Origin of the sequence: Bacterioplanoides sp. (assembly GCF_965219715.1) — a bacterium.
Lineage (GTDB): Bacteria > Pseudomonadota > Gammaproteobacteria > Pseudomonadales > Oceanobacteraceae > Bacterioplanoides.
Window position 1 is genome coordinate 3965152 of the sequence record NZ_OZ244785.1, and the last position, 25531, is coordinate 3990682.

A 25531-nucleotide genomic window follows, 5' to 3' on the forward strand; every position below is an offset into this window, starting at 1 on the left:
ACCAATGAGATTCTTAACTCAAGTTCGTCGGCAAGGAAGCAAGATCACAGCCGTAGCCCTGACTCTGTCATTGCTCGGCTGTACAACCACGGCTGAGAAACCTGAAACGGATGTTGCAGCTCAGCCTGCTGAGGTGCTGTTACAAGCAGAGCCATTGCCACGCAGAGCACGGATTTTTGATCCGGAACAACTGCTGCCCGCCATTGATACACCAGCCTCAGAGAGTGAGAGCCGGTTTGACGTGGTTGCGCGCAAAGTACCCGCTAAAACTTTTTTTAATAGCCTGGTGGATGGTACCGATCAGAACCTGGTCGTTCATCCGGATGTAAAAGGTGAAATTTCGCTGAATGTTAAAAACGTAACCTTATTGGAAGCGTTATCGGCAGTGCGTGATATTTATGGTTTTGATTTTAATCAATCACTGTATGGCATTCAGATTTTACCGCGCCAGCAGCGTACTGAAATTTTTCCGATTAATTACCTTAACGTGAAACGTGAAGGAAAATCTGGTATGCGTGTCAGCAGTGGCCAGGTGAGCAGTAAAACCACCAATTCTGGCAACAATTCCAATGGTAATAATAAAACCAGCCAGACTCAGACACAGACCATTAATACCTCACGGGTAGAAACCGAGTCGGGTACGGATTTTTGGAGTAACCTGCATAAAACCCTGCAGTTAATGATCAGTAGTGAAGAGGACGCGAAGGTTGTGGTTGATGCTCATGCAGGCATTGTCATTGTTAAAGGTATGCCCAATACCATCGCAACCATTGAGCACTATCTGGATAAGGCCGAATTAAGCGTGCAAAAGCAGGTGTTAATCGAAGCTAAAATTATCGAAGTGACACTGAATGATGGTTTCCAGTCGGGAATCAACTGGAACACATTATCAGCGCGCAGCAGCAAAAACTCCTGGGACACAGGGCTCACTTCAGAACAGCTAACCAATCCTGATCGTATACAGGGTATTTTCTCATTAAATTTCCGTGTTGGTGATTTTGCCGGTGCGCTGCAACTGCTGGAAACACAAGGCGATGTAAAAGTTCTGTCGAGCCCGAGAATTGCCACAGTAAATAATCAAAAAGCGGTTATTAAAGTGGGCACTGATGAGTTTTTCGTAACGGAAGTAACCAATAATACGACGACGTCTAATACCGGTACTACCGAAGCACCGGAAATTGAACTCACGCCTTTCTTTTCAGGAATTGCTCTGGATGTAACTCCTCAGGTGGGTGACAAAGATGAAGTGATTCTGCACGTACATCCAACTGTCACCGAAGTCGAAGAGCGGGTTAAAACCATTGCTCTGGGCGACAGTGATTATAATCTGCCGCTGGCTTTTAGCCGGGTGCGCGAAACGGATTCTATTGTAAAAGCACGCTCCGGCCAGATTGTGGTTATCGGTGGTTTGATGCAAAACCGTCAGCAGATCACTGAAGCTAGTGTACCGCTGTTGGGTGATATTCCGATTTTGGGCTGGTTATTCCGCCAGGAGCGTCGCCAGGTGTTACAAAGCGAGCTGGTTATTTTGCTACAGCCAAAAGTGATTGGTTCCGGTCTGAGCCAGGATCAAATCGACTATATGAATAAGCGTTATTCTCAGGTGCTGATTCAGGAGGGTTGATTGTGGAAGCGATGCGATTGGCCAGCGACTGCAGTCGGTTTTATGGCCTGACTGAAGCTCCGTTTGGGCTGACACCAAATACCGACTTTTATGTTGATCTTCCCAGCCAGAAGCAGGCATTCGATATGCTGATATACGCACTGGCATCCGGTGAAGGTTTTATCAAGGTTACCGGTGAAGTCGGGACTGGTAAAACCATGTTATGCCGACGCCTGTTGAATACGCTGGAGCAACAGGAATTTATCAGTGCGTATGTTCCGAACCCCGCCGTTGATGCCGACGGTTTATGGCAGGCCATCGCGCGAGAATTCGCGATCGATTATTCCCTGTTTCCTGACAGTGCAGCGCTCAGAGCAGAGTTGGAAAAATACCTGATCCGATGTGCACTGAATAAGAAGCAAGTGGTGTTGATTATTGATGAAGCGCAATCGATGCCTGAGAAAACTCTTGAGGCGTTACGTCTGATTTCTAACCTGGAGACGGAGAAGCAAAAGCTGGTGCAGATCGTGTTATTTGGTCAGCCAGAGCTGGATAGAACTCTCGGCCAGGAAAATATGCGTCAGCTATATCAGCGCATTACTTCATCTTCAAAACTTAACCCTCTGAACAACCACGAGAGCCTGGCCTTGTATCTGCAGCAGCGTATGTGTCTGGCGGGTTATAAGGGCTTACCTGTATTTTCCAAAAAGGCGATTCAGCGATTATGGAGTGCTACGCAAGGTGTTCCAAGGCTGGTGAATATCATTGCCAATAAAGCGTTGCTGGTTGGTTACGGCGCTGGCAGCGTGCAGCTTGAGGCCCGTCATGTTGATCTGGCAATTAAAGATACTGAATTTTCATATACGGAAGAGAGTAAAAAAATTCCCTGGTTCTATCTTGTTCTGTTGGCAGCAACTGCAGTGGTGGCTTTATGAGTCTGGTGCATCAGGTATTACGTAATATTGATGATCGTGGTGACCAGGATATTGTTATTGTTCCGGAAGCGCTGAAACTGGAAGAAAAATCGCCGCTCAACTGGACGCTTATTTCAATCGCCGGAGTTTTAGTTCTGATAGCTCTGATGACGGTTTGGTTATGGCAAAGCCAGCCGGGATTCAGTAGTTCGAATGAAGAAAATTTATATTCTGACGCTGCTGCTAAAACAGAAAATAAGGCGCTTATGGCTGAGGTTCAGTCAGAGTTGATCGAGCCTGCAACGCCTGATATTCAATCAGCTGTAAAAACTGAATCGGTCGAAACCCTGGAGTTATCACCAGCAGACAGTGTGGCGTTTGAAGAATCTCAGGTGACTCCAGCAGCCGTTAAAGTTGTAGAAGAGCCCGTAACGGAATCGAACGTTTCAGAGAGTGATCAGGCTAAACAGATACAGCGTCCTGCTGCGGAAGAGGGTAGCCATTTGTTGATCAGTCAGCGCGATCAGCAATCACATCAACAATATTCCTATATGTTGACTCTGATGCGCCAGAAGCAGTGGGCACAAGCGGGTGATATTGCAGAGAAGTTGCTGCAATCTGATGGCCTTGATCCGTCACTGAAACAGAAATTACTGCACAACAAATTACGGATATTGCTTGAGGAAAAGCAATTTGATCAGTTCCTCAGCTTTTATAACCAGCATCAGGGAACCGATTCCATTGCCTGGCTCAGCACTGCAGCGCCAGGCTTGCATATGATGGCGGCTTATCCCCAGGCTGCGGCCAGTTATCAAAGGCTGATCGACAAACAGCCGTCCGTGGTCAACTGGTCAATTGCATTAGCTCTGGTATTGGAGCAGCAAGGTCAGCAACAGCAGGCAGAAACCCTTTTCAACCAGATATTAACCGGCTATTCACTTCAACCTGGTCAGCGTCGCTGGGTGGAAAACAAACTGGAAGGCCTGAGGTAATTTATGGCACTACAGTCACGTAAAAAAGTCCGGGTTGGCGACCTGTTAATGGAAAAAGGGCTGATCGATGAAGATCAGCTGATGCAGGCGCTGGCAGAACAAAAGAAAACCGGAAAAAAAATCGGTCGCGCAATTACCGATTTAGGCTTTGTTGCGGAAGATCAGCTACTTCAGGCATTAGCCGATTATTTTAATTATCCGTTTATTGACCTGGCGCGATTCAAATTAATTCCTGACCTGATTCAGCGGTTGCCGGAAACTCAGGCACGGCGCTTTCGCTGTGTAATTTTAGGGGAAGAGAATTCCGGGTTACTGGTCGGAATGGCAGATCCTACCGACCTGATGACCATTGATGACCTGCAGCGCATTCTGAAAAAACCGGTATTACCGGCGTTTGTGCGTGAACAGGAATTGCTGTCTGTTTTAGATTCGTCCTATCGTCGTCAGGAGCAAATGGCCAGTATTGCCGGCGAACTGGAAGGCGAGCTACAGAGCAGCGACTTCGATATTTCTGAACTGGCGCTTTCCAGCGACAGTAACGAAGCACCGGTTGTGCGTTTATTACAGAGTTTATTTGAAGATGCCGTACAGATAAAAGCGTCGGATATTCATATTGAACCTGAAGAAAGCCAACTGCGAATTCGTTTACGGGTCGATGGCGAGTTACAGGAGCAGGTGGTAAAAGAAAGACGTGTTGCGTCGGCGCTGGTATCCCGACTGAAAATTATGTCAGGACTGGATATATCCGAGAAACGTTTGCCGCAGGATGGTCGTTTTAATATTCGCGTATTAAATAAAAATATCGATGTGCGTTTATCGACCATGCCGGTGCAATTTGGTGAATCGGTCGTCATGCGTTTGCTGGATCAGAGTGCTGGCATGTTATCGATGGAATCTCTGGGAATGCCTGCTGCGCTGCAAAAGCGCTTTGACTACCTGATTCATCGCCCTCATGGCTTGATTCTGGTTACCGGGCCAACCGGTAGCGGTAAAACGACCACATTGTACGCGGCGCTGACATCTTTAAATAAGCCAGAAAAGAAAATTATTACGGCAGAAGATCCCATCGAATATCGTTTGCCACGTATTAATCAGGTTCAGGTTAACCCTAAGGTTGGACTTGAGTTTTCCACTGTGTTGCGGGCTGCGCTGCGCCAGGATCCGGATATCGTACTGGTGGGTGAGATGCGTGACCATGAAACGGCAGAGATTGGACTGCGAGCCGCAATGACGGGTCATATGGTGCTGTCGACATTACACACCAATGATGCCGCATCGGCTGCTGCGCGTTTGATGGATATGGGGGTGGACAATTATCTGGTGGCGTCGTCTTTACGAGCCGTGGTTGCTCAGCGACTTATTAAACGTCTGTGCCAGCACTGCCAGCAGCCCCATGAAGTGAAAAGTCAGGAAAAGGTCTGGCTGGAGAATCTGGAAGTGGGTTCTTCTGCTGCCCGATTTACCGAAGGGCGTGGTTGTCACCAATGCCACAATACCGGCTATCAGGGGCGGATTGGTATTTACGAATTGTTGGAAGTGACACCGGAAATGTTATCGAGTCTGCGGCGTCAGGATAACCAGGGTTTTGCTGATGCGGCCGCTAACAGCCCAGGGTTCCGGTCATTATCACTGAGTGCGCTTGATTACGCCCGCGATGGTATTACTTCGCTGGATGAAGTGTTCCGTGTTTCTGCAACTCTGGATGATTAATCATGGAGTTTGTTTATAAAGGGCGCGATACGCAGGGTAATAAAGTTGACGGCAGTCTCAATGCGGTGAGTGCAAATGCTGCGGTTACTACACTGCAAGAGAGGGGCATCGTTGTTATTGGCCTGGATGAAAAAAAGGCCAGTGTTGCAACCGATAAAGATAAAAAAGCAATAAAACTGTTTAAGGATAAAGTATCCAGCGACGAGTTAATCCTCTTTACCCGCCAGCTTTATGCTCTGACAAAAGCCGGTATTCCGATTATTCGTGCCTTAAACGGTTTGGCCGAGTCCAGTAACAACGAAGCGTTAAAAGATTTATTACGTGGTATATCCGATTCTCTGATCAGTGGCTCTGATCTATCAACGGCATTCCGCCAGTACCATAGGGTTTTTTCACCCATTTATATCAGCATGATCCACATCGGTGAAACAACCGGTAATCTGGATGACGCATTGATTAAATTGGTTGCTCACCTGGAGCTTGAGCGGGAAACCAAAAAACGCGTTAAATCCGCATTGCGTTATCCAACCATGGTTATTGCTGCGATGGTTGTTGCTATGGTGGTTATCACCATGTTTGTTATCCCGAACTTCACCAGCGTTTTCGCCAAGTTGGGCGCTGATTTACCGTTCGCCACTAAGATACTGATGTATAGCTCGCAGTTTATGCAGGATTATTGGCTGGCTATCGGAATTGGTAGTATCGCTGGTTGGCTGATGTTCAGCCGCTACATTAAAACGGAAAGCGGAAATTTATGGTGGGATCGTAAGAAACTGAAATTCCCACTGATTGGCAGTATTTTTGAACGTATCGCTTTGTCGAGATTTTCGCGGTCTTTTTCAATGATGATGGCTGCTGGTGTGCCAATCCTGCAAAGCCTGTCTATTGTAGCAGAAAGTGTTGGTAATAAATTTATTGGTGATGCCATCAACGGCATGTTATCGGGTGTGGAACGTGGTGATCGTTTAACAAATACGGCTTCGGCAACCGGATTATTTACCCCGCTTGTTCTTCAGATGATGGCTGTTGGTGAAGAAACCGGTGCTATCGATAAATTACTCGGAGACGTTGCTGACTTTTATGAACAAGAAGTCGATTACGAACTGAAACAATTAGCCGATGCCGTCGAACCTATTTTATTGGCTTTTTTAGGCGCATTGGTGCTGGTACTGGCCCTGGGCGTGTTTCTGCCGATATGGGAGCTTAGTTCTGCCGCACGATAATTTGATCTGCCTCACAAAATGTAATGTAAGAATTGTTTTATTTCGTAAGTTCCACCCCAAAATTGAAACCGACTGAACTATTATTTATCTAAGCATATGAACAGTAATCTGTGTGGTAAAAATAAAGGTTACAGCTTGTTACAAACAGGGCTCGCCCTGTCAGTAATGGGAGGTTTAATTACCTTTTTAATACCGAAAATGCTTGATGTTGTTGAAGACGCAAAGGATGCAAAAGTGCGTGCGGTGGGAAGTAGTTTTAAAGCCGCCGTGTATTTAACCAGAGAGGCCTGGTACGCAGCAGGTAAGCCCAAAGGTGCACTAGCTACTTTTGGTAAAGGTGACGTAATAATGTCATCTTCAGGTTGGCCAAAAAATATTATTGGAGACAATAATATTGAAACTAACTTGGCTAACGGTGAACTTGCCTGTCGTAATTTGTGGCGCGCCTTGCTGGTTGATCGGGCACCGGAAGTTGAAGTACCTGGGCTTAAAAGATCAACAACAGAATTTATTGCCGAAATGGATTCCGGTGTTTGCCGCTATCGCTACGTCGATAGTGAGATCGAGAGATTTATTCAATATAACCCGGCCAATGGCCGGATTAAATGGCAAGTCCGATACAATTAGCAGGAGTCGGAATATGAAAAAACAAGCGGGTTTTACACTGATCGAACTGATCATGGTAATCGTTATTCTTGGTGTACTTTCGGCTTTCGCATTACCGCGATTTGCTGACTTGGGTGGTGAGGCTCGTCAGGCTTCCATTCAGGGTGCATTAGGTGCTGTACGTTCAGCATCCAATATTGCACACGCCCAGTGGTTGGCTGATGGTGGTGCCGGAACTACGGTAACACTTGAAAACACGGTGATTTCTACTCCAGCCGGTAGTAATGGTTATCCAGCTGCTGATAGCCAGGGAGTAACGGGCTCAACAGCAACCGTGAATGGTATTGTTGAGGCAGCTCAAGTATCTGCCAATGATTATGGTCTGGCCCATGCAAGTGGTGTTTTAACCGTGACTCTTGGTACCTGCAGCTTCACTTATACTCAGGTTAACGGTGTGGTTAGCGCCCTTGGTGGTGTTGGTGCTAACGGCTGTTAATCGGCAACATCAAATGGAACACTCGAAGGGATTCACGCTGGTCGAACTGGTTATGGTTATACTGCTGATTGGCATTTTAAGTGCCATCGGCAGTAGTTTGTTCACCCGTCAGGGCGCATTCAGTGCTTTTACAGCACGTGACCAGTTTATGGCGATGGCATTATTGGCACAAAAGCGTGCACTCGCTAATGTGAGCAATAATGCGGTTGAGTTAACGATTTCCCAAAATGCCGACGCCTGGCAATTAAATCTTGTGCAGGGAACTGGTGCAGGGCAGGTTGTTTACGAAGAGCGCACTGTTGACCGAGCAGGTGCTTCACTTTCCATTGACGGCAGCGCATTGGGTAATGGCGCAAGTCAGGTCATCAGCTATAACTCTGACGCTGAAACCAGCGTTAATCGTCAGTTTTTATTCACAGCAGATAATAGCTATGGCTTTTGTCTCGCTTCCACCGGTTTTGCCTATACTGGTACATGTCAGCCTTAGTCGCTGATTTTTCAAAGGTTTATTGATTACGGGAGATAGCCAATGATCCTTCAACGCTCTCGTAACAACAGTCGCGGTATTACTCTGATCGAGCTGGTTATCACCATTGTGATTATTTCCCTGGCTTTGGTTGCAAGCCTGTCCAGCTTCTCTGTCATAACCGGCCGCAGCAGTAATGTTCTGGTACAAAGCCGGGCGCTGGATCTGGCGCAATTGTATATGGATGAAATCCTTTCTAAGAATTTTGATGAAGCGACCGGAAGTGGTGGTACGCCAACTTACACCGGCAGTTGCAGAATTACTGACGACGGTGAAAGTCGTGACAACTATGATGATGTAGACGACTTTAATGGTCTTAATGAAAGCCCGGCAACCGTCAATAATAATCTGGCGGCTCTGTATGCCAATTACACAGTTGATGTCGATGTCAGCTGTGATGCGTCTGTGGGGGCTAACGCGAATGGCAGTAAGCTGGTGCAGATAACCATCACCGACCCTATAGGCAACAACAGTGTTGTCAGTGCCTACAAGGGTAATTTCTGATGATCAGGCAGCGTGGGTTTACTCTGGTTGAACTGGTTATGGTGATCGTTATTGCTTCGATTGTTGGAGCTGTGTCGGTTCAGTTTATTCGTTACTCATCGCAATCAGTGATTGATACCGCCGGACGCCAGCAGCTGGCGGCGAGTGCTGCCATTATTAATGAACAAATAACCCGGGCGTTACGTGATGCCCTGCCAGGCAGTATTCGTACAACCGCCGATAATCGTTGCGTGGAATATATGCCGGTTGTTGCGGCATCAACTTATACCAGCCTGACCACCGGCAGTTCGACAACAGCTTTTCAGGCCGTACCGTATTCGACCACGCAGGCAATTAATGGCTATGTGTCTGTTTATCCATTAGCGGATAATAATCTATACGATTTATCCAATCCCGGCGCCATTACTACCGTGTCAGAGACGCTGCCAGCTGGAAACTCAGTTGCTACGGGTAATCCGGTATCCGTGGCACTTTCTCCAGCTCATAATTTTGCCAATGCTTCACCGGTTGATCGTTTCTATTTATCGACAACTCCGGTGGCTATCTGTCAGCAGGGTAATTATTTATATCGGTTCTCGGGATATGGCTTTATATCCAATGTGGCAAACCTGGTCGCTTCTTTACCAGGCAACTTTGCTAACGGACGGGAAGTACTGGCATTTCCTCTTGTCGCCAATTCTTTAAATTTCCAGATCAGTGCGGCCACTCTGGTACGTAATGGTGTTGTTACATTTCAATATCAGTTACAGAACACCCGTAATGATGATGTATTGGATTCCGTTCAGGAGGTTCACATTCGTAATGTTCCCTGAATTTAAGCAGTCAAAACAGCGAGGATTTGGGTTACCGGCAGCAATTTTTGTCATAACGATTCTGGCATTAATTATCGCGGCAATGAGTAATATTCAGCGTAACTCTGCTGAAGGAATTACCTTGCAGGTTCAGTCCAGTCGGGCATTTTACAGTGCAGAATCCGGTGTTCAGATCGCATTGAATTTATTATTACCACCGAACGGCAGTGCGGGCAGAAGTTGTGCAACTTCTCCTTTTTATCAGCGTACCTATACCGTAGCAGGATTGGTCGGTTGCAGCGCCAGTGTCGAGTGCAGCTCTGTCACTGTTAATAGTGAATTTTATTACACATTAGTCAGCACCGGAGAGTGTGGAACTGGTCTTGATCAGGCACAGCGGCAGATTGAAGTGAGGGCAAAATGATACATTATTTATTGCTCGTCATTGCGTTGTTTTCAATTAATGTATTTGCAAGTTATGAACTAACAGAACTTGAGGCAACTGCGCTTGATGTGCCGGATACAAGCACCGTTGTTTCCTGGGATAACACCGATACCGGCTTTCCCGACGATGACGATAAAGTCGTCGTTAATATTGGTTTTAATTTCACTTTTGATAATACCCAATATAGTCAGGTACGTATTCTGACTAACGGTATCTTGCAGTTTGGTCCGGATCAGCGCTTGCATCGGGATTTCCGTAATGAGCAGCTACCAACGGATGAAGGTGATCGTATTATTGCGGTTTATTGGGATGATCTGGTTGACGATGGTAGCAGTAGCGTAACTTATGGTAATGCTGGCACGGCACCGAATCGCCGGTTTATCGTCAACTGGACTAATGTGCGGGCGTATTCAAACAATCTGAGATACGATTTTCAGGTTGTTTTATATGAAAACGGAGATATTCGTTACCGCTATAACAACAATATGGCGAATGGTCAGAGTGCAACCATTGGACTTGAGATCGATGACTCTGATTCGATTCAGTATTCTTTTAATCAGATCAGCGTTGAAACCAGTTTCGACTTGCTGTTCCGTAATAGTTTATTGGTTCTGCCTGACCCAGTAGCCAGCTATCGTTTTGATGAGTCCTCGTTTGACGGAACTTCCGGAGAAGTAACGGACAGTTCGGGAAATAATCTTAACGGTAATACCTTTAATGCTTTGAATACGCAGGATGCTCTGCCAGCTGTTCCCGGTGTGGTTGGTAGCTGTCGATATGGTGAATTCAGCGGTGCCAGCCAGTATGTTGAAGTGCCTGACAATAACTTGCTGGATTTTCAGTCGAGTTTTACCGCAGCGGCATGGATAAAAATTGATTCAATTCCATCTTCTGGTCTCAAAACCATTTTATCTAAAGATGAAAACTATGAGTTTCATGTAAACCCCAGTGGCCAGATCAATTGGTGGTGGAATAATTCTTCGGGCTCCACGCGTCAGATTAATTCCAGCACAACCGTGACTGCGGATGTCTGGACCCATGTTGCAGTCAGTTACGAACGTGGAAATCAGGTGATTTATATTAACGGCACTCCATCTGGTACATCGGCGTTTAATGAAGACTTACGTCAGAATTCAGATCCTTTACAAATTGGTAGCGACCAGAATTTTGGCGGCCGTTACTTTAATGGTGATATCGACGAAGTTAATATTTTTAATCAGTTCCTTACACAAAATCAGGTGGCGGAACTTATTGATCAGACACGCCCCTGTGCATCGGCTAACTTGTGTGTCAGCAGCTTTCCCGATGGCATCAGTACTCATTCGGCCACCGGTGAAATAACCTTTGGTCGTGACAGTCAGTTATTCTTCAGTCCGGATGACCGGCTGAATACTCTGGCTGTGAATATCGACGGAGCCTCGTCGGATCGCAGCTGTGTTGCTGTTGAATGTCAGGCGAATGCGACTCCTGTACCAACGACGGACGCTCCATCATTTCCGAATACCAGCAGTTTTACAACGAATGTCACTATTCCCAATTCCGGCACCGATGCAATTGGTGGTGTCACAAACCAATATCGCACCATCAGTGTTGGAAATTCCGCGGTAATGGGAACATTCACTGGCCAAACGGACTTTTATATAGATCGTTTGGTCACGGGAAGTAACAGTGTTCTTAATCTGGTCGCGGGTAACTACTGGATACGCGATCTGGATTTAGGTAATGCAAACACCATCAATGTTATTGGTTCGGGTACGGTGCGACTCTATGTGCAAACAAATACCAATATAAATCGTGATCTGCTGGCTAACTCGGCAGCAGCAGGTCAGGCCCGTGATGCTTCTCAACTGTTGATTTATGCGTACGGGAATCTTGAGTTCCAGCGGGATGCAACTATCAGTGGTACGGTTTATTCGGCAGGTAGCCTTGAACTGAATCGAGACTCTTTCTTATACGGAGCCATGGCTGGTGCCAGTGTTGTACTGGGTCGTGACACCAATGTGTATTATTTACCATCTTCAGTTGGCAATACCGATTTTGGTGGTTTATGCCAACCTGCTTCCTGCACGTTAGGTTCTTTTAATATCTCACAGCCAAATTATTCTCTGGCCTGTCCGTTCTCCAGAGCCACGATTCAGATCCAGGCGATGTGTGATGATGGTTCAACCACTAAAGATGATTACGCTGGCACAATTAACCTGTCCAGTTCAGAAGCGTCGCAGTCACAATTTTACGCAGCTTCAACAGGCGGCAGCGCTATCAACAGCGTAACACTCGATGGTAGTGAGTCCGGTGTGGCTACGGTTTACCTGTTTCATCAGAATGAAAATAATAACCTGGCGGTTATTGCCAGTGATACTGCGGCGTCTGTTTCTTCAACCTCAATAAATGAAACTGATTTCCGCACCAATGGCTTTACGGTTACTAATGCCGGTAATTTTGTTTGTGGTGACTCGACATCTTTTAGTATTACCGCGGTCGGGGAGGATACATCCGGAACTCCTTGTCAGGTACTGGAAGGTTTTAGTGGTAATAAAGATTTTAAAGCCTGGTTTGCAGCAGAATATAACCCTACCAGTCCTGGAACGGAATCAACCACATCAGCCATTATCGTCAACAGCACGAGTGTCGGTAATCAAACTGAACCTGGCAGTAATAACCTGACTCTGAACTTTGCTAATGGCGTTTCTAATGTATCGCTGCAATATCCGAATACCGCGCAGATTAACTCTGTTAACTTTAAACACGATGAACCGCCTTATGGTACCGCGCCGTTACCTGCAGATCTGACTGGTAGTGTGGGGCCTTTTGTGGTGTCGCCTGCACGTGTCGATTTAGCCATCAGTACTGCGAATAGCAGCTGCTCTTCGGCAGATGGCAGCTGTAGTGCGTTTGTCGCAGCGGGCTCCGGGTTCTCTGTCACCGCTACGGCTCAATGCAGTAATGGTGCAACAGCAACGGATTATATTGGAACAACGAATCTTACCCATGCGCTGGTTGCGCCGGCAGGCGGTGCTTTAGGGAATCTTGGAGTAGCCGACCAGGCGATCAACGATAGCGGCAATGGTACAGTGACATTCACCCAATCGGTATCAGAAGTTGGGGTGTTTAATTTAGTCAGCACACCGCTTAATTATTATGGGGTAGCTGTAGCCAGCGATACATTATCCAATGTTGGTCGTTTTATTCCGGCATCATTTGCGGTAACGATTGGCGATAACGGTTCATTAGCGCCGTTTTGCAACAGCGCGACGTCGTTCAGTTACAGTGGTCAGGATATTAACTGGTTGATTGCTCCAACGCTGGTGTTTGAAGCACGCAGTACTGGTGGAACTGCGACCACGAATTACACCCGAACGGCTGATTTTATGAAGTTAGCCAACAACGATGTGTCTTTTCAGAATCTGACGGCCGATGCCACCGCCAACCGTACCGACGGTACTGATATTGCGTTAGCGTCGACGTTTAATAACGGCGTCATCACGATTGATGATGCTACTTCTGGTCAGGTGAAATACCAGCTCAGTAGCAGTGATGTATTCATCTATACAAAAGAGTTACTGGCACAGGTTGCACCGTTTACTCCGGACCTGGACATTATTCTGGATGAAGTCCGGGATGCGGATAATGTAACTCAGTCTGGCGTTGTGCCAACCATCGAGCCAGGTGGTAATCAACAGATCCGCTTTGGTCGTATTTTCTTAAAAGATACGTATGGCCCGGAAGTAGTGAATTTAAATATGCCATTACAAACGGAATATTTTTCCGGCATTGGTTATATCCTCAACCGCGATGACAGCTGCACTAGTTATAACTCGGCGAATGCCAGTATCAGCGGAATATCTTCTATAATTGCCGGCACTGGCAATCTGGTTTCCGGAGAATCAAATATTGGCCTGGCCGCACCAACCCCGAATACCGGTACTGGCACTGTGACCTATGATGCACCTGCCTGGTTGGAAGGCGATTACGACGGCAATGGCAGTTTTGAAAATCCATCGGCTACCGCAACCTTTGGGGTATACCGTGGTCATGATCGTGTGATTTATTGGCGTGAAGTTACAAACTGACCAGCCATAAAACAATAAAAGGGCTGTGAGATATCTCAAAGCCCTTTTATTGTTTTATTTTCAGCCCGGTAGCGATCAGAACTTAATGTTCTTCACCTTCTTCCTCATGGTCCGCTTCAGCATTATTACCAAAGTCCATGTTCAGCTCTTTAATCTTACGTGTCAGAGTATTACGGCCCCAACCCAGCAGGTTGGCGGCATCACGACGGCGGCCGGCAGTATGTTTTAATGCCGTTTCGATCATGATGCGTTCAAACGCCGGAACTGCAGTATCTAATAAGCCCACCACGCCGGATGCCAGTTGCTGGTCAGCCCAGTAGCGCAATGCCTGCTCCCAGTTACCACCCACTTGAGAGGCACTTTCCTGTTCCAGTAATTCCGGTGGTAAATCACTGACTAACACTTCACGGCCAGACGCCATAACCGTTATCCAGCGACAGATGTTTTCCAGCTGGCGAACATTACCTGGCCAATCGAGTGACGATAAATATTCTTCGGTTTCCGGCTTCAGTGTTTTAACTTCCACTTCCAGTTCTTCTGCCGCACGCTTGAGGAAATGCGCCAGTAACTTCGGAATATCTTCGCGGCGATCCGCCAGGCGTGGCAGATGTACACGAATCACATTTAAGCGATGGAATAAATCTTCACGGAAGCGGCCTTCTTTTACCAGGTTTTCCAGATCCTGGTGGGTTGCGGCAATAATACGCACATTAACTTTGACCGGCGTTGTACCACCCACGCGATAGAATTCGCCATCAGCCAGTACCCGTAATAACCGCGTTTGGGTATCCGCTGGCATATCACCAATTTCATCTAGAAACAGGGTGCCTTCATTCGCTTGTTCAAAACGACCACGGCGCTGGCCACCGGCTCCGGTAAACGAACCTTTTTCGTGACCAAATAATTCCGACTCAATTAAGTCTTTAGGGATGGCGGCCATATTCAGGGCAATAAATGGCGCTGCTGCACGCGGACTGTGTTTGTGTAATGCATGCGCAACCAGCTCTTTACCGGTACCGGATTCACCATTAATTAATACGGTAATATTGGATTGTGATAAACGACCAATGGCGCGGAAAACTTCCTGCATCGCCGGTGCTTCACCAATAATTTCGGTATTTTCCTGATCTTCTTCCGCTTCCGGAGCCTGGGCATTTAATTCAGCAAAGTGATCGATTGCACGCTGGATTAACGCAACGGCTTCATCCACATCAAAAGGTTTTGGTAAATATTCAAACGCGCCTTGCTGATACGATGACACCGCACTGTCGAGGTCCGAGTGAGCCGTCATAATAATAACCGGCAATTGCGGATGAGCTTCTTTTGCTTCTTTCAGCAGCGTCAGGCCATCCATTCCAGGCATACGGATATCAGAAATAATGGCATCCGGATGTTCGCGGCGTAGCTGTGCCAGTGCAGGTTCAGCCTGTTCAAACACGCGGGTGGTGATGTTGGCTTGCGCCAGGGCTTTTTCTAATACCCAGCGAATGGACTTGTCGTCGTCAATAATCCAGACCGTGCTCATAGGGCTTCCAAAGGTAAATAAATTGAGAAAATGGTTTTTCCAGCATGGCTCTCAAATTCGATGATGCCATTAATCTGGTTAATAATTGATTGGGAAATCGACAGACCTAAACCTGTGCCTTCTGCCCGGCCGCTGACCATGGGGTAGAACAGGTTTTCCTGTAATTCGCTTGGGATTCCCGGGCCGTTGTCGCAGATTTCAATCTGGGCAACCAGGCGATGACGTTTATGGCCAATGGTGAATTGTCTTACCGTACGGGTTTTCAGCGACAGGGTTGGTGTCGCAATCGCCGGTTGTGCCTCCAGTAGCGCTTGCATCGCGTTACGGCAAATATTCAACAGTGCCTGAATCATCTGGCCTTTGTCGGCCTGCAGCTCCGGAATCGAGGGATCGTAATCGCGATTAATGGTGATGGCGTTGTTGGATTCAACGCTGATCAGCTGACACACACGTTCAAGAATTTCGTGAATATTAACGTCTTCAGTTTGTGGTATCTGACGCGGGCCTAATAACCGGTCAACCAGATCACGCAGACGATCGGCTTCTTCGATAATAATTTCGGTATATTCTTTTAAGCCTTCGGATGGCAGCTCACGTTCCAATAGTTGTGCTGCACCACGAATACCACCCAGTGGGTTTTTAATTTCATGGGCCAGGCCACGTACCAGATTGCGGGTGGTTTCCTGCTTGGCAATTAACTGTTCTTCACGGCTGATGCGCATCAGGCGATCACGGCCCTGCAGCTCAATCAGCAGAGTGGGTAATTTGGTTTCCGGATGGGCAACCGGGCTGACGCTATAATCAAGGGTAATCTGATGCTGATTGTGCAACAGAATAGACGTCTCACGCTTGGTGTAGGAATGCCCGGATACGACCGACTGCTCCAGTGCCTGACGTGCTTCTTCAGACTCTTCTGCCAGCTCCCAGAACGGTACTCCTAAGCCACGCTGGCCGCTCATCTCCAGCAGTGCTTCCGCCGCCGGATTCATATAAATCACAATCAGGTCGGCATTCAGCAACAACACCCCGGTATTCAGGTGTTCTAACAAGCGTTGGTTCACAATTGCACTGGCCAGCATTTTTATCTCCATTCTTCGGGACAGCCTGGCTGGCCCGATTTGTCCTTATAATCAGCAAGAACCGAGCCATATTGTTAAAGTGCACAAAAATAGCGCTGTGGTGGTAAAAGCATGCTGTGAGGTAGCGCGGATGTGCTGAAACTAGCCTTATGCTAGCACTGAAATGGTGCAGATATGATTTCTTATGTGTTTTTTTGGTGCGGCGGGTTATTTCCCAGAGCGATTCAGGCGGGAATAACGCTGAACATAGATGGTCACCTTGTTAGAAGAGATGACGGTTTTCTGTTGTTGGTCGACCACCCGCAGCTGCAGTTTGTGTTCACCACGGTTCAGGTGGCGCAAGGTAAACAGGGTTTGTTTTCCTTCATCAACGACCTTGCCATTATCCAGCAGTTCGATGACATGACCTTCCTCCAGCTTTGGTGTCAGTATGCCACTGACCTGAAGTTCTCCGCCCAGGCCAGACGGTAACTGGTACTGATCGTTGGGGGTCAGAATTCCGAGGCTGGTATAACTCACCGCATTGGCTTGTGGTGCTTGCGCCTCAGGCGTTTTGCTCACCGGCGGTTTGAAAGCCGGCACCGTTGGCAGCTCTTTCAGTTTGTGGGTTTCAGCGCCGGACTGAGGTTGGTCGCTGAACACAATGTTGCCCTGGGCATCACGGGTAATGTAAACCTCGGTTGCCAGCGAATAACAACAGACGCTCAGAAGACCCAGGGCCAGAAAGCTTTTTGTCTTATTTGTCATATTAGGCATCGCTAAAAGAGGTTGTTGGGCTGTGATTCCCTAAGCATGCCAGAAAGCCAGACTAGACTGAAAGCATTAGTCGTTTGTAGTTGGGGTTTTTTATGCTTGTTAAGAATAAAATCTGGCTGGCTGGTGTGAGTTTGTTAGTTGCAGCGATGATCGGCATTGCCGCTGTGATGAAAGGGCTGGCGCAGCCGCAGCTGTATCAGCAGTCTGCAACCAGTGCCTTGCTCAGAGTGCAGAACAGCGCTGCCAAGGTTGATTCTGTATTGTCCGCTGCTGCCGCGCAAACCCAGGCGATGGCCTCTTTGGCAGAAACCCTGCCGCTTAATACCTCAACATTTATCAGCCAGATCGAACAGGTGGTTAACCAGTTCGATAACGCTGACGTGGCGGGCGGAGGTATCTGGCCGGAACCCAATGCGTTAGAAAATGGTGTTGAGCGGGCTTCGTTATTCTGGGCCCGCAACAGCGCAGGTAAGCTCGATTTGCTGGATGACTTTAATCAGAGCGGTTATCACAACGAAGGCTGGTATCAGGTTGGCCGACAGTTAGCGGCCGGTGAGTGTGCCTGGTCGGAAGCCTATTTCGACAGTGTATCGGGTGTGGCGATGACCACCTGTACCGTTGCGATTCAGCGACAGGGGCTGTTCTGGGGGGTAGCAACCATCGATCTGATGCTCAGTGGTATGCAGAACCTGTTGCTGGAGCAAAATAAAGAGTCCGGTGGTTTTGCGTTTGTGATTGATCAGACCAATCGTGTGATTGCGATGCCGGGAATCCGCTCGACTGACTACGGCACCAAAACCATGGACGAAATTATTCGCGCTGACAGTAGCCTAGCGCCATTAGCCGACGGCATTCGTCGTGGTGAAACGGTTTCGGATCTGCAACCCGGGGTGATCGACGGCGAAAGTGCGTTGTTGATTGTCGATAAGATGAAAGATCAGGACTGGGTGATTGGGATGGTTTTACCACACTCGGTGGCATTGGCAGCCAGCAGCAGTATTACCAATACCCTGTATGGTGCGTTGTTACCTCTGATCGTTATTTTTGTCATTGTAATGGTGATGTTTGGCCAGCGAATCCTCGGCTATCTGGAAGAAACGACACAACAGGTACACAGCCTGATTCAGGGCAAAATCGGCACCCGGCTGCACGTCGAGCGCGACGATGAGGTTGGTCGTTTGCGTACTGCAGTAAATGACTATGGTGATCACCTCAGTCAGCTTTTGGTTGTGATCAGTCAGGGGGCCAGCCGGGTTAAGTCGGAAGCAGAATCGCTCAGCGGTCTGAGTGATACGCTGACGCAACGGGCACAGGCTCATATGGATGAAAATACCACGCTGGCAGCAGCGATTAACCAGATGTCGGCCAGTGCCGATGAAGTATCTCAGAACACCTCGACCGCGGCACAAACCGCCGAAGATGCCAGTCAGCTGGTGGCTCAGGGGCAGGATGTGGTCAGTCAGAACGCCGAAGCAATTGCGCAGCTTGCCGATGCTTTATCCAATACCTCGGAAGTGATTGATCGCCTGGCGAACGATTCGCAGCAGGTTGGAGCCGTGCTGGATGTGATTAAAGCCATTTCCGAGCAGACCAACCTGCTGGCGTTAAATGCAGCGATTGAAGCCGCACGTGCCGGTGAACAGGGCAGAGGTTTTGCCGTGGTGGCGGATGAGGTAAGAACGCTGGCCGGTAAAACCCAGGAGTCCGCCAGCGAGATTGAAGCCATGATTACCCAGTTGCAGAACGCCGCTAACGAAGGCGTGACGGTGATTGAGAAAAGCCGGGGCTTATCGCAGGATTCCATCGACCGGGCGCAAAGTGCCCGGGAGCGGTTCGATGATATTGTTGGCGCCTTTACCAACATCAAAGACCGCACAGCTAATATCGCCACCGCAGCAGAACAACAGGCGCGGGTGACTGAAGAAATTCATCAGCTGGCTGAACGTATTCGCCTGATCTCAGAACAGAATGCCCAGGATGCCAGCCAGCTGAACCGGATGAGTCAGGAGTCCACCGAGCTGGCACTTGAGCTGCACAATATCAGTAAGCATTGATTCTTAGCGCTAAAACCGTATCCTGCCTAGCCTGCTTTAAGCAGGCTTTTTTATGTCACCAACACATCTTTGGAGAATGCAGTGATTGGTTTGATTCAGCGCGTCAGTAACGCCAAAGTCGAAGTGGCGAATGAAACCACCGGCGAGATTAAACAGGGGATTCTGCTGTTATTGGGTGTTCAGAAACACGACGATGAAGAGCTGGCCGATAAGCTATTACATAAAGTGCTGAACTACCGCATATTTTCTGATGAAAATGGCAAAATGAATAGAAGCCTGCTGGATATTAATGGCCAGCTACTGGTGGTCTCGCAATTTACGCTGGCAGCAGATACCAAAAAAGGAATGCGTCCTGGGTTCTCTTCTGCGGGTTCACCCGATCAGGCAAATGCGTTATACGAATACTTTGTTGCCCAGGCGGGCAAACAGGTTGCGACTGAGACTGGCCGGTTTGCTGCGGATATGCAGGTATCACTGACCAATGATGGGCCGGTGACTTTCTGGCTGGAAGTCTGACTTCCTTCAGGCACGACTGAATAAAAAACACTGATAAATAAAAACACTGAATTTAGCTGATAAGAGAAAAACCATGGATTATTCTGCTTTAAAACATTCCCACATGGGTTTAGCGTATCTGAGCATTATGCTGTTCGTTGCCCGTTTTGTGCTGTTCTCAGCCAAGCCGGATTTCCGCAACAATAAGATCCTGAAAATCCTTCCTCATGTGATCGATACCTTCCTGCTGATTTTTGCCTTTATGCTGTTGCATAACATCTGGGGCAGCCCGGTTGTTGGCTGGTGGATTGTTGCCAAAATTGTTGGCTTAGTGGCATACATCGGCTTTGGCGTAGTGGCGATTAAGCGTGGTAGCCTGCCAGCGTTTGCCGGTTCACTGATCTGCTTCGCTTATATCTTTGGTGCGGCCAAGGCCCACAGCGTTTTGTCCTGGCTGGCGTATCTATAACATCTTGCCGTCCTGATAAGGATTTAATTAAGCAGAGGCTGGGTGCAGAATCTTACAATTCTGAACTTCCCAGCCAGCTTAAGGTCAGACTAGAATAAGACGATACCGGGTTATTCAGCTGTTTTATGTTTCAAACTGTACTGCGTTATCTATTGATGTTTGCCGTGCTCCTGACTTCCAACAGTCAGGCGCTGATGGCTGCGCAGTCGTTTTTGACAGAGCCTGGCACTGGTATAGAGCTGGTTGCAGATGATCTGCCTCCATGCCATCAAATCACGGATAAGAGCCAACCTCAGGTTGAATTGTCAGAAATACAGCTCGAATGTGAACGTGATTGCAATTGTTGTGGCGGCAGCTGTTCCAGCTTTGCCATGACGCTTGATTTACCGCTGGCGTTATCTGCTCTACAGCACTTCGAAGCACAACGCTTCTCCCGATTTTCTCCACAAAGCCGTCTGGAATCTCTTCAGCGCCCTCCCATTTTTGCTTAACACACTACCAATCCGCCTCTAATTTGTTGCTCGTTTTGTTGGCAACAGAGTGATTATTTTTTTGTGTTGAGTTACCTATGAAAAATCAGATGTTAATTGTGCTGGCTGTGGCCTTTGGCGCCGCTGTTTCTTGGCTGGTGAAAACCCCGGCTGATATGGCTGGCCAGGCCGATAATGAAAAGGCAAAGCAGCCATTGTATTGGGTGGCACCGATGGATCCGAACTTCCGCCGTGACGGCCCGGGGCTGTCGCCGATGGGTATGGATCTGGTGCCGGTCTACGAAGAGGCAGATACCAGTTCTCCCGGCGAGGTCAGCATTTCTGCTGCGGTAGAGAGCCAGATGGGTGTTACTGCAGCAGTTGTGCAGCGTTTACCCTGGATCGAGCAACAACAGGCATTTGCTGAAATTAAACTGGATAATCGCTATCTGTGGCATTTTCAGATTCGTGCCGACGGCTGGATCGAGCGTGCTTATGTGTCAGGCGAAGGTGAACGGGTAACAGCCGGGCAGAAATTATTCGATTTTTACAGCCCGGATCTGGTAGTGGCCCAGGAAGAATTCCTGGTAGCGCTGGCCGATGGTGAAGCAAATCTGATTGCGTCTGCACGCGAACGCTTACAGGCATTAAACCTGCCGCAGCACTGGATTAATCGCTTACAAAAAAGCAAAAAGATTCAGGAAAAAATTCGTTTTACTGCCGAACAAGATGCCACCATTATCCGATGGAACCTGGAGCAGGGGCGACGCATTAAAGCCGGTGAGCACTTATTAACTCTGAGTGATCTGTCACACCTATGGCTGGAAGCCAGGCTGACAAAACCCCTGCAACGTTTTAATCCACAGCTGGCGGATATTCAGCTGATCAAACCGGCTGATAAACCGCTGGCTGTTAATTTCGATAAAGCCTTGCTGTTGCCAGTGCTTAATAGTGATCGTACCCAGACGTTACGCATTCCACTGGATAATGATCAGGGTGCATGGCGGGTGGGTGATTACCTCAACCTGGCGATCCGCCAGCAGTTTGCCGAAGTATTACAGCTGCCGTCACAAGCCGTTATCAACGACGGTATTCAGCCACGAGTTGTGCTGGCGTTAGGAGATGGGAAGTTTAAATCGGTTGCGGTAACGCTTGGTCGCGAGACCCAGCTGAGCGCTGGCGCTTATCCGCAAAAAACCGAGATTCTGGCCGGTTTAATGCCGGGCGATAACGTTGTGACCAGCGGTCAGTTTTTATTGGACTCTGAATCTTCCATTAATTCTGACTTGTTGCGTTTTTATCCACAGGATGAGTCACTGATGGTCCCATCACAAAACCAGGAGCAACAACCCGATATCATCTGGATGCAGGGAAAAGTTAAACAAAGCTCCATTGGCAATCGAATCGAGGTTAAGCACCAGGGGATTAAACAATGGCACTGGCCTGCGATGCAGCAGGATTTTCATCTGGCACTGGATTCTGAAACGGTTAAACATTTCAATCCGGATCTGAATAACTGGAGTCAGTCGCTCCGGATTAAACTGGCGGCTCTGGATGATGGTGACTTTTGTGTAGTCGACATTCGACCTCTGGTTGTGAATCACAACAGTGGCGAGGTGACGCCATGATTCAGCAGATTATTTTATGGTCGGTAAATAACAGGATTCTGATTTTATTGCTGAGCGTGATGCTGGCATTAGCTGGTGTGTATGCGGTTAAACAAACTCCGGTGGATGCCATTCCGGATTTATCCGATGTGCAGGTGATTGTAAAAACCTCTTACCCGGGGCAGGCGCCGCAAGTGGTACAGGAGCAGGTAACTTATCCACTGACATCGGCCTTGATGTCAGTACCCGGTGCACAAACCGTGCGCGGATTTTCCTTTTTTGGCGATTCCTACGTTTATATTATTTTTGATGACGATACCGATATGTATTGGGCGCGCAGCCGGGTATTGGAATATCTGAGTCAGATTGCTCCACAATTACCGCCAGCGGCGCAACCACAATTAGGGCCTGACGCAACCGGTGTGGGCTGGGTGTTTATTTATGCTTTAGCCGATAAAAGTGGAAAAACTGATCTAGCAGAACTGCGGCGTCTGCAGGACTGGTTTTTAAAATTCGAATTACAATCGGTAGCGGGTGTGTCGGAGGTAGCCACGCTGGGCGGTATGGTCAAGCAATACCAGTTGCAGCTGGATCCTCAGGCATTAATTGCCCATAAAATTCCGGTCGACATGGTGGTCAAAGCGGTACAGCAGGCTAACCAACAAATGGGTGCTTCGGTGGTGGAAATGGCTGAAGCCGAATATATGCTCAATGCCACGGGTTTTATTCGCTCAGTAACTGAACTGGAAAATATACCAGTGCTGATCAATCAACAAAGTTCACCACTGCTCATCAAAGATATCGCTCAGGTACGTGAAGTTGCACAAATGCGTCGGGGTATTGCCGAACTGAATGGCGAAGGTGAAGTGGTCGGCGGCATTATTGTGATGCGTTATGGCGAAAATGCCCAGGCAGTGATTGAGCGGGTAAAAACCAAACTCGACAGTCTGAAGTCAGCTTTACCTGATGGCGTTGAAATTATTCCTGTATACGACCGTACTCAGTTAATTAATTCGGCGGTAGATAACTTATGGCAGAAACTGGGTGAAGAGTTTCTGGTGGTGGCGCTGGTCTGTGCCGCGTTTTTATTCCATTTGCGTTCGTCGCTGGTGATTCTGCTGAGTTTACCGCTGGGTATATTAGCCGCTTTTATCCTGATGAAGTGGCAGGGACTGAATGCCAATATTATGTCTCTGGGCGGCATTGCCATTGCCATTGGTGCCATGGTTGACGGTGCCATTGTGATGATTGAAAACCTGCACAAACATCTGGAGAAGGAGCCGGAAATCAGCGGCGAAAAACGCTGGCAACTGGTGATTCAATCCTGCCAGGAAGTGGGACCCGCACTGTTTTTCAGCTTGTTGATTATTACTCTGAGTTTCCTGCCAGTGTTTGTATTAGAAGCACAGGAAGGACGCTTATTTGCACCACTTGCCTTTACCAAAACTTATGCCATGGCTGCCGCGGCGATTCTGGCTATCACTCTGGTTCCGGTGTTATTGGGGTATTTAGTTAAAGGACATATCCGCAGCGAGCAGAAAAACCCGCTGAATCGGGCGCTGGTTGCTGTGTATCTTCCCCTGTTAAAACAGGTATTAAACTGGCCAAAACTGACGCTGTTATTGGTGTTGGGTATTGCGGCCAGTGCCTGGTATCCACTGCAAAAAATTGGCTCGGAATTTATGCCGCCCTTGGACGAAGGCGACTTAATGTATATGCCAACCACGTACCCGGGTTTAAGCATTGGTGAAGCGCGCCAGATTCTGCAGCAAACCGATAAATTAATTCGTACCTTGCCGGAAGTAAAAAACGTATTCGGAAAAATTGGCCGGGCAGAGACGGCTACCGATCCGGCGCCACTGACCATGGTGGAAACGTTTATTCAGTTTAAACCGCAGGGCCAATGGCGAGAGGGGATGACGCCGGAAAAAATCCGCGCTGAGCTGGATCAGTTAGTCCAGTTCCCCGGATTAACCAACGCCTGGGTGATGCCAATTAAAACACGGATCGATATGTTAGCCACCGGCATTAAAACGCCGGTTGGTATCAAAATCGCCGGCGATGATCTGTCGCTGATTCAACGCCTGGGGGAACAAATCGAACAGATAGTTCAGCAGGTGCCTGGTACCACCTCGGTCTATGCAGAGCGGGTTGCATCCGGCCGTTATCTGAATATCCGTATCGATCGCTTCCGTGCTGCACAATACGGTCTGACGCTGGCGGAATTGCAGCAGTTAATCGCCAATGTAGTAGGCGGTAAGGCTATCGATCAGTCGGTACAGGGATTAGAGCGTTATGCCATCAGCGTTCGTTTCCCCCAGGCCTACCGTAACTCGGTTCAGGCGTTAAACGATTTACCCCTGGTAAATAAAAACGGCGAAGTTATCCGTTTGGCGGATGTAGCCGAGGTCATGATTGAACCCGGTCCGGCGATGATTAAAAGTGAAAATGCCCGCATTAATGGTTGGTTGTTTATTGATATCGCCAATGTTGATCTGGGACACTACGTGCAACAAGCACAACTGGCCGTTGAGCAAGCGATTACCGATGGTCAGATTCAGGTACCTGCGGGTTATTCGATTAACTGGTCTGGCCAGTACGAATATTTGTTACGGGCACAACAGAAACTCAGTTATGTGGTGCCACTGACTATCGCCATTATTGCGATTTTATTGTTTCTGAGTTTTGGCCGCCTGGCGGAAGTCTCGATGATTTTACTGACTTTACCATTAGCGCTGGTGGGCAGTTTATGGCTTATGTGGTGGATGCAGTTTAATTTCTCTGTGGCGGTGGGCGTTGGCTTTATTGCGCTGGCTGGTGTGGCGGTGGAAATTGGTGTGATTATGTTGGTGTATTTAAATCAGTCTCTGAAACAGGCACAGCAACTGGCTGAGAAACAGCAACGTGTTTTATCGGCTGAAGAATTAAAACAAGCGGTTATTCAGGGCGCAGGTTTACGTTTGCGTCCGGTGGCGATGACGGTGGCGACCATTGCCATTGGTTTATTGCCGGTATTGTATGCTGGCGGCACCGGAGCAGAAGTGATGAGTCGGATTGCCGCGCCTATGGTGGGAGGCACCGCCAGTGCTTTGTTATTAACTCTGGTGGTATTACCGGTGATTTATTATTTATGGCGACGCCGGGAATTATTGGATTAATTCCTGATATAAAAATCCCCGCATGAGCGGGGATTTGA

Annotated in this window: 21 protein-coding genes; 18 read left to right on the forward strand and 3 right to left on the reverse strand. The window is 48.1% G+C overall.

Annotated elements, in window-relative coordinates:
* Positions 1 to 4: 4 nt before the first annotated feature.
* The 12 genes from mshL (at position 5) to ACOQOZ_RS18535 (ending at position 13880) form a co-directional block, all read left to right on the forward strand.
* Complete coding sequence (mshL, locus tag ACOQOZ_RS18480) at positions 5 to 1624, forward strand: pilus (MSHA type) biogenesis protein MshL (RefSeq protein WP_420589625.1); 1620 nt, start codon at positions 5 to 7, stop codon at positions 1622 to 1624.
* Between the two features lie 11 nt (positions 1625 to 1635).
* Positions 1636 to 2538, forward strand: a complete 903-nt coding sequence (locus ACOQOZ_RS18485) for an ExeA family protein (RefSeq protein WP_420592433.1) — start codon at positions 1636 to 1638, stop codon at positions 2536 to 2538.
* Positions 2535 to 3509, forward strand: a complete 975-nt coding sequence (locus tag ACOQOZ_RS18490) for a tetratricopeptide repeat protein (RefSeq protein ID WP_420589626.1) — start codon at positions 2535 to 2537, stop codon at positions 3507 to 3509. The genes ACOQOZ_RS18485 and ACOQOZ_RS18490 overlap by 4 nt, the downstream gene beginning before the upstream one ends.
* Positions 3510 to 3512: 3 nt before the next feature.
* On the forward strand, positions 3513 to 5219 hold the full coding sequence (locus ACOQOZ_RS18495) for a GspE/PulE family protein (protein ID WP_420589627.1): 1707 nt from the start codon (positions 3513 to 3515) through the stop codon (positions 5217 to 5219).
* A gap of 2 nt (positions 5220 to 5221) precedes the next feature.
* Positions 5222 to 6442: a type II secretion system F family protein gene (locus ACOQOZ_RS18500; RefSeq protein WP_420589628.1), complete on the forward strand. Its 1221-nt coding sequence runs from the start codon at positions 5222 to 5224 to the stop codon at positions 6440 to 6442.
* Between the two features lie 96 nt (positions 6443 to 6538).
* Positions 6539 to 7069: a pilus assembly FimT family protein gene (locus tag ACOQOZ_RS18505; RefSeq protein ID WP_420589629.1), complete on the forward strand. Its 531-nt coding sequence runs from the start codon at positions 6539 to 6541 to the stop codon at positions 7067 to 7069.
* A 13-nt stretch (positions 7070 to 7082) separates the two neighbouring features.
* Entirely contained in the window at positions 7083 to 7544 is a 462-nt protein-coding gene (locus ACOQOZ_RS18510) for a type II secretion system protein (RefSeq protein ID WP_420589630.1), read from the forward strand.
* A gap of 13 nt (positions 7545 to 7557) precedes the next feature.
* Positions 7558 to 8031, forward strand: coding sequence for a pilus assembly FimT family protein (locus ACOQOZ_RS18515; protein ID WP_420589631.1), 474 nt, complete (start codon positions 7558 to 7560; stop codon positions 8029 to 8031).
* 42 nt (positions 8032 to 8073) lie between these two features.
* On the forward strand, positions 8074 to 8574 hold the full coding sequence (locus tag ACOQOZ_RS18520; protein ID WP_420589632.1) for a type IV pilus modification PilV family protein: 501 nt from the start codon (positions 8074 to 8076) through the stop codon (positions 8572 to 8574).
* Positions 8574 to 9386, forward strand: a complete 813-nt coding sequence (locus ACOQOZ_RS18525) for a type II secretion system protein (RefSeq protein WP_420589633.1) — start codon at positions 8574 to 8576, stop codon at positions 9384 to 9386. Before ACOQOZ_RS18520 ends, ACOQOZ_RS18525 begins: the two co-directional genes overlap by 1 nt.
* On the forward strand, positions 9376 to 9789 hold the full coding sequence (locus ACOQOZ_RS18530; protein WP_420589634.1) for a hypothetical protein: 414 nt from the start codon (positions 9376 to 9378) through the stop codon (positions 9787 to 9789). The genes ACOQOZ_RS18525 and ACOQOZ_RS18530 overlap by 11 nt, the downstream gene beginning before the upstream one ends.
* Positions 9786 to 13880 (forward strand): DUF6701 domain-containing protein, encoded by a 4095-nt coding sequence (locus tag ACOQOZ_RS18535; RefSeq protein ID WP_420589635.1) that lies wholly within the window; start codon positions 9786 to 9788, stop codon positions 13878 to 13880. The genes ACOQOZ_RS18530 and ACOQOZ_RS18535 overlap by 4 nt, the downstream gene beginning before the upstream one ends.
* Before the next feature lie 82 nt (positions 13881 to 13962).
* Here the strand turns inward: ACOQOZ_RS18535 and glnG are convergent, their stop codons facing one another.
* The 3 genes from glnG to ACOQOZ_RS18550 form a co-directional block, all read right to left on the reverse strand.
* Positions 13963 to 15405, reverse strand: coding sequence for a nitrogen regulation protein NR(I) (gene glnG, locus ACOQOZ_RS18540; RefSeq protein WP_420589636.1), 1443 nt, complete (start codon positions 15403 to 15405; stop codon positions 13963 to 13965).
* The gene (glnL, locus tag ACOQOZ_RS18545; RefSeq protein ID WP_420589637.1) at positions 15402 to 16484 is read right to left on the reverse strand and encodes a nitrogen regulation protein NR(II); all 1083 of its coding nucleotides are present in this window, start codon (positions 16482 to 16484) and stop codon (positions 15402 to 15404) included. Before glnL ends, glnG begins: the two co-directional genes overlap by 4 nt.
* 207 nt (positions 16485 to 16691) lie before the next feature.
* A complete protein-coding gene (locus ACOQOZ_RS18550) occupies positions 16692 to 17231 on the reverse strand; it encodes a DUF4124 domain-containing protein (protein ID WP_420589638.1) in 540 nt (179 codons plus the stop codon).
* Between the two features lie 101 nt (positions 17232 to 17332).
* On the opposite strand from ACOQOZ_RS18550, the gene ACOQOZ_RS18555 reads away from it, so the two are divergent.
* From ACOQOZ_RS18555 to ACOQOZ_RS18580, 6 genes are all read left to right on the forward strand, one after another.
* Complete coding sequence (locus tag ACOQOZ_RS18555) at positions 17333 to 19294, forward strand: methyl-accepting chemotaxis protein (RefSeq protein ID WP_420589639.1); 1962 nt, start codon at positions 17333 to 17335, stop codon at positions 19292 to 19294.
* A gap of 81 nt (positions 19295 to 19375) precedes the next feature.
* Positions 19376 to 19810 (forward strand): D-aminoacyl-tRNA deacylase, encoded by a 435-nt coding sequence (gene dtd / locus ACOQOZ_RS18560; protein ID WP_420589640.1) that lies wholly within the window; start codon positions 19376 to 19378, stop codon positions 19808 to 19810.
* Between the two features lie 73 nt (positions 19811 to 19883).
* Positions 19884 to 20258, forward strand: coding sequence for a SirB2 family protein (locus tag ACOQOZ_RS18565; protein ID WP_420589641.1), 375 nt, complete (start codon positions 19884 to 19886; stop codon positions 20256 to 20258).
* Positions 20259 to 20383: 125 nt separating this feature from the next.
* Positions 20384 to 20749 carry a hypothetical protein gene (locus ACOQOZ_RS18570; protein ID WP_420589642.1) on the forward strand — a complete coding sequence of 122 codons (366 nt, stop codon included), beginning with the start codon at positions 20384 to 20386 and terminating at the stop codon, positions 20747 to 20749.
* 77 nt (positions 20750 to 20826) lie between these two features.
* Positions 20827 to 22356 (forward strand): efflux RND transporter periplasmic adaptor subunit, encoded by a 1530-nt coding sequence (locus tag ACOQOZ_RS18575; protein WP_420589643.1) that lies wholly within the window; start codon positions 20827 to 20829, stop codon positions 22354 to 22356.
* Positions 22353 to 25493 carry an efflux RND transporter permease subunit gene (locus ACOQOZ_RS18580; RefSeq protein WP_420589644.1) on the forward strand — a complete coding sequence of 1047 codons (3141 nt, stop codon included), beginning with the start codon at positions 22353 to 22355 and terminating at the stop codon, positions 25491 to 25493. Before ACOQOZ_RS18575 ends, ACOQOZ_RS18580 begins: the two co-directional genes overlap by 4 nt.
* The last annotated feature ends 38 nt before the right edge of the window (positions 25494 to 25531 follow it).

What these genes read in the sequence shown, in the direction of transcription:
- mshL (WP_420589625.1), top strand. Translation starts at nt 5, where the DNA reads ATGAGATTCTTAACTCAAGTTCGTCGGCAAGGAAGCAAGATCACAGCC.
- ACOQOZ_RS18485 (WP_420592433.1), top strand. Translation starts at nt 1,636, where the DNA reads ATGCGATTGGCCAGCGACTGCAGTCGGTTTTATGGCCTGACTGAAGCT.
- ACOQOZ_RS18490 (WP_420589626.1), top strand. Translation starts at nt 2,535, where the DNA reads ATGAGTCTGGTGCATCAGGTATTACGTAATATTGATGATCGTGGTGAC.
- ACOQOZ_RS18495 (WP_420589627.1), top strand. Translation starts at nt 3,513, where the DNA reads ATGGCACTACAGTCACGTAAAAAAGTCCGGGTTGGCGACCTGTTAATG.
- ACOQOZ_RS18500 (WP_420589628.1), top strand. Translation starts at nt 5,222, where the DNA reads ATGGAGTTTGTTTATAAAGGGCGCGATACGCAGGGTAATAAAGTTGAC.
- ACOQOZ_RS18505 (WP_420589629.1), top strand. Translation starts at nt 6,539, where the DNA reads ATGAACAGTAATCTGTGTGGTAAAAATAAAGGTTACAGCTTGTTACAA.
- ACOQOZ_RS18510 (WP_420589630.1), top strand. Translation starts at nt 7,083, where the DNA reads ATGAAAAAACAAGCGGGTTTTACACTGATCGAACTGATCATGGTAATC.
- ACOQOZ_RS18515 (WP_420589631.1), top strand. Translation starts at nt 7,558, where the DNA reads ATGGAACACTCGAAGGGATTCACGCTGGTCGAACTGGTTATGGTTATA.
- ACOQOZ_RS18520 (WP_420589632.1), top strand. Translation starts at nt 8,074, where the DNA reads ATGATCCTTCAACGCTCTCGTAACAACAGTCGCGGTATTACTCTGATC.
- ACOQOZ_RS18525 (WP_420589633.1), top strand. Translation starts at nt 8,574, where the DNA reads ATGATCAGGCAGCGTGGGTTTACTCTGGTTGAACTGGTTATGGTGATC.
- ACOQOZ_RS18530 (WP_420589634.1), top strand. Translation starts at nt 9,376, where the DNA reads ATGTTCCCTGAATTTAAGCAGTCAAAACAGCGAGGATTTGGGTTACCG.
- ACOQOZ_RS18535 (WP_420589635.1), top strand. Translation starts at nt 9,786, where the DNA reads ATGATACATTATTTATTGCTCGTCATTGCGTTGTTTTCAATTAATGTA.
- glnG (WP_420589636.1), bottom strand. Translation starts at nt 15,405, where the DNA reads ATGAGCACGGTCTGGATTATTGACGACGACAAGTCCATTCGCTGGGTA.
- glnL (WP_420589637.1), bottom strand. Translation starts at nt 16,484, where the DNA reads ATGCTGGCCAGTGCAATTGTGAACCAACGCTTGTTAGAACACCTGAAT.
- ACOQOZ_RS18550 (WP_420589638.1), bottom strand. Translation starts at nt 17,231, where the DNA reads ATGACAAATAAGACAAAAAGCTTTCTGGCCCTGGGTCTTCTGAGCGTC.
- ACOQOZ_RS18555 (WP_420589639.1), top strand. Translation starts at nt 17,333, where the DNA reads ATGCTTGTTAAGAATAAAATCTGGCTGGCTGGTGTGAGTTTGTTAGTT.
- ACOQOZ_RS18565 (WP_420589641.1), top strand. Translation starts at nt 19,884, where the DNA reads ATGGATTATTCTGCTTTAAAACATTCCCACATGGGTTTAGCGTATCTG.
- ACOQOZ_RS18570 (WP_420589642.1), top strand. Translation starts at nt 20,384, where the DNA reads ATGTTTCAAACTGTACTGCGTTATCTATTGATGTTTGCCGTGCTCCTG.
- ACOQOZ_RS18575 (WP_420589643.1), top strand. Translation starts at nt 20,827, where the DNA reads ATGAAAAATCAGATGTTAATTGTGCTGGCTGTGGCCTTTGGCGCCGCT.
- ACOQOZ_RS18580 (WP_420589644.1), top strand. Translation starts at nt 22,353, where the DNA reads ATGATTCAGCAGATTATTTTATGGTCGGTAAATAACAGGATTCTGATT.